The sequence below is a fragment of the Moorena sp. SIO4A5 genome (assembly GCF_010672005.1).
Lineage (GTDB): Bacteria > Cyanobacteriota > Cyanobacteriia > Cyanobacteriales > Coleofasciculaceae > Moorena.
The window spans coordinates 1-3,879 of the sequence record NZ_JAAHHZ010000454.1 but is presented as its reverse complement, the minus strand read 5'-3'; the positions used below and the strand labels follow the sequence as shown (position 1 = coordinate 3,879).

Sequence of the window (3,879 nt, the reverse complement as noted above, 5' to 3'; positions counted from 1 at the left end):
GTCTAATCAATCGTCAGGGGGTGATGATTTATCGCTACCCAGAAGCCCCGGAATTAGATTTAATTGGTAAGGACTATTCCGATCGCCGCTATTTTCAACAAGCTATCAAGGGACGCACCTATATATCGACAGTTTTTCGGGCGAAGAGTAACCTGTGGGTTGCTGTGGTTTCTTTACCAGTGATTGGTAACGATGGGCAGGTAGTGGGGATAGTATCTGGGGGTTTGGATTTGGCAGGAGTGCGGTCATTTCTGAGCGTGCCAGTGATTGATGACTATAAAATCAAGGGTCTAATTACCATTGCTAGTCCAGAAGCAGACGCTTTTGGTGAGGAACAATTGAAGGTTATCAGCTCATTGGCGCAACAGATTACTAGTTCGTGAATTAACAGTTGCCTAGGGTGCGTAGGGTTCGTTAGGGGCGGGCTTGCCCTTATTTTTCGCCTCGTAGCCAGCGTTGGGATAGTCCAGCCGAAAATGAAACGGGCAAGATGCCCGTTCCACCCACTGGCTCAAACAGCTTTAATGAGATGCACGAGGTTAGTTGGGTTACAAAGACAGCCATAATTTTTGACTTCAAAGGTTTATAATTATAACCGACTGCTCCACTATTGTCAACACAGCAGGAAGTACGATAAAAGCGCTGCATCGCTATTCCCGTTTTCCATCTATGATTGGCAAGGTAATTTTAACGGTGCTGCCCTTACCCTCTCCAGGACTGACGAGGGTAATACTACCTCCCATCATTTCCATTAAATTCCGGGAAATAGCTAGACCAAGCCCTGTTCCACCACATTGACGGGTGGTCGAGCCATCAACCATCACAAAGGGACGAAATAGTTTTTTCTGTTGACTGAGATCAATACCAATACCTGTATCCTTAACAATAATCACAACCTGTGAATGAGAAGTTAGATCAGAAGCCTTGGCAAAACTTCTGTTGTTCTGAGACAGGGGTAGCGGTTCAATTCGGGTCTTAATGGTAATGCTGCCATTGTCTGTAAATTTGGTGGCGTTACCAACTACATTAATTAGAACCTGCTTGAGCTTAGCTGGATCAGCAGGAACGATAATCCCCTGATGCAAATCGCTGGTATGAAACTCAAGACCTTTCTGCTGAATGGGAATAGTCTGTAAATTTATGACTTCATCAAGCAACTCCCACAGGTAAATCGGCTCAATTTTTACCGATAATTTACCAGCTTCAATCTTCGCCATATCTAGAACGTCATTAATGATTTCCAGCAGATGCATGGCAGCATGATCAGCCCTTTGTAAAAAATCGATTTCTTCTTCGCGGTTGTCACAGAAACCATCCCGTATTAGTCGCAAACAACCAATGATGGCGTTCAGGGGAGTTCTCAGTTCATGGGAGGTATTCGCCAGGAATTCATTCTTGAACTTATTAGCAGTTTGGGCTTCTTTCCAAGTAGCTTCGAGTTCTTCTGCCCAATGTTTCATGCGTTCAATCATCCCACCGAAAGCTTCCGACAATTGGTTAACTTCCCTAATTTTGAAGTTTTGGGGTATACGGTCGTAGGGTAGGAACTGAGATTGATTTAGAGCGTAGTCTCTGAGTTGTTCGAGAGGACGAGCTAATTCCCGAGCAACATACATCGTTGCCAACAGGGTTGCCCCAATCAAGCCACAGGTGAAGATTAGCAGAACGTGCTGAATCTCTTTGAGACCAGCCAAAGCAATATCAACGGGGGTAACCGCTAAAATCACCCACTTTTGACCTAGCTCAGCAGTAATCGGACTTGGAATTGAGGTATAGCCAGCGGTTAATTCCACGTTGTTTTTAATCCAGTACGACGGTTCAGCAACATCTTGTTCCTGTGCGATCGCTTTTCCGAAAACCCTTTTGAGTCCCTCTTGTTCTTCTTCCCGATTGATCTTGTCTGTGATCTTCTGTGCCACTGGCTCTTGATAGTGATGAGTCAAAACTTGCCCTTCTTGGTTAATCACTACCGGATAGCTCGACAATATCTGCCGTTGTGAGGCTGGTGTCTGTAGCAGAGCTGACTGGATGATCAGGGCAAACTGGAGTTGACCTGATCGGTTATAGACTGGGGCACTCAGGACTAGTTTGAGTTTACTGGTGGACTTGGGGGGATAGAGTTGGCTAGTTAAAGTTGTTGAGGGGTTTCTTGAGGGGTGTTTAGGCAGTAGTATGGTTACCTCAACCTGAGAACGGTTAGCGAATGATTGACTTTGCTGCACCGAGGATACAAAAGTCGGTCGGTTAGTTAGCAATTGGTTAGCACAGGTACTTGCGGCGATTGCTTTGCTCTGTAGCTCCATCAACTGTACACAATCGATCTGATGTGGTAACAGTTGAGCCAATTGTTCTACAAATTTTTGATAGGCGGTTGGGGATTCCGACTTTAGGGCTACAGCTTCACTGGCACTCACCAAGTTGGCTTTGAGGGCAGCAATTGACTCTTGAATGCTCTGTGCATGGAGTACAGCACTTTCCGTCAGATTTTGGCGAGCACTGTCCAACAGCAATGAGCGTGCCTTTGTGTAAGTCACATACACTCCTGCTAGTAAGACTGGCACACTTAGCAGCAGAAGGCGCGAAAGTAGAATGCGACGAAAGGAGGATAGACCTAGCTTAACCATAATTCGTCTGATATTGATGGCTCAGAACAACCCAACCGCACGATAATGGGGTTTGTTTACAATTACTCACTACAACCTTGGTACTCAGATTGATATCTTTATTCCCTCTATTTAGTTTATGGAAACTTACTGAAATAAATCCAGTTAATTTGAGTAATTTTTCTCTGCCATTCTCAACTAGGGTTGTGTCCATTTAACGTCAGATGGAAGGACAAAGGCATAGATGCATACCTTGGAGGATTCGAGTAGATCTACCAAGGTTTTCCCTGACTATCAAGACCTTCAGGGTTTGAAGTCCGTGACTAGATGTGTTATAGAAAAGATTTGCTAACCTTTCTAGCCCATCTGGAAAACCAAGTGGCTCTCGCTGATGGGGTCTTGTTTGGTGCAGGTACTTTGCGTGCCTATAGTGTGAAGTTAGTTTAACTTAAACTAAGAGATGGGATATCTGGTCATATCTCCTCTGATAACCCCCTCGACTAATTAAATAAAACTTGAAGTTAAATACTTGAAGTTAACGGAAAAAACGTTAAGGCTCAAGGTAAGAAACATTCCAGTTTCTCAGTAATTGATCCCAGGAATTGTTTCAGACTTGCTGACTTGCTGACTTGCTGACTTGGCCTTGGCCTATTGGCCACGCGGGGCGCGTTTGGCCACGCTACGCGAATAAACTTGCATACTAGCAGAATTGCTGACTTTACCAATCTCAAGTTCCTCTAATCCTAGATTACCCCAATGGTTCAACAACCCAAGCTTGACTATTCCGTTATCTGGGTCAACCGCATGGCAGATATTCCCCAATCCGCTTGGGATGACCTTGCCCAACCCCTAAAAACCCCTTTTCTGGAGTGGGACTGGTTGAATAATATTGAAACATCTGGTAGTGCTACTGCTAAAACGGGTTGGTTGCCCAATCACTTAACGGTATGGCGAGATAGACAGCTGATCGCGGCTGCACCTATGTATGTCAAAGGTCACAGTTACGGAGAGTTTGTCTTTGACCAACAGTGGGCGGATTTATCCTATCGCTTGGGCATTTCCTACTATCCAAAGTTGTTGGGTATGACACCATTTACCCCAGCGGTAGGCTATCGGTTTTTGATGGCACCAGGAGAAGATGAAGATCAGCTGACACAGATCATGGTAAGTGCTATCGATCATTTTTGCGATCGCAATCATCTGTCTGGTTGTCACTTCCTCTTTGTTGACCCCGATTGGCGACCAGTAATTGAACGCAATGGTTTTAAGGGCTGGC

The 3,879-nt window shown here is 45.0% G+C and carries 4 protein-coding genes; 2 read left to right on the top strand and 2 right to left on the bottom strand.

The window, feature by feature from the left end; translation table 11 throughout:
• Window positions 1-383: GAF domain-containing protein (locus F6K57_RS39040; RefSeq protein WP_293074043.1), on the top strand; the 383-nt coding region annotated here is incomplete at its 5' end.
• A 49-nt stretch (window positions 384-432) separates the two neighbouring features.
• Here the strand turns inward: F6K57_RS39040 and F6K57_RS39035 are convergent.
• Both F6K57_RS39035 and F6K57_RS39030 read right to left on the bottom strand, forming a co-directional pair.
• Window positions 433-648 carry a hypothetical protein gene (locus tag F6K57_RS39035; RefSeq protein ID WP_293074042.1) on the bottom strand — a complete coding sequence of 72 codons (216 nt, stop codon included), beginning with the start codon at window positions 646-648 and terminating at the stop codon, window positions 433-435.
• Window positions 649-650: 2 nt separating this feature from the next.
• On the bottom strand, window positions 651-2,624 hold the full coding sequence (locus F6K57_RS39030) for an ATP-binding protein (RefSeq protein ID WP_075897657.1): 1,974 nt from the start codon (window positions 2,622-2,624) through the stop codon (window positions 651-653).
• Between the two features lie 735 nt (window positions 2,625-3,359).
• On the opposite strand from F6K57_RS39030, the gene F6K57_RS39025 reads away from it, so the two are divergent.
• Window positions 3,360-3,879, top strand: a 520-nt coding sequence (locus F6K57_RS39025) for a peptidogalycan biosysnthesis protein (protein WP_293074041.1), incomplete at its 3' end; no start/stop codon positions are given.

Coding starts and splice junctions, on each gene's coding strand:
- F6K57_RS39035 (WP_293074042.1), bottom strand. CDS start 648: ATGCAGCGCTTTTATCGTACTTCCTGCTGTGTTGACAATAGTGGAGCA.
- F6K57_RS39030 (WP_075897657.1), bottom strand. CDS start 2,624: ATGGTTAAGCTAGGTCTATCCTCCTTTCGTCGCATTCTACTTTCGCGC.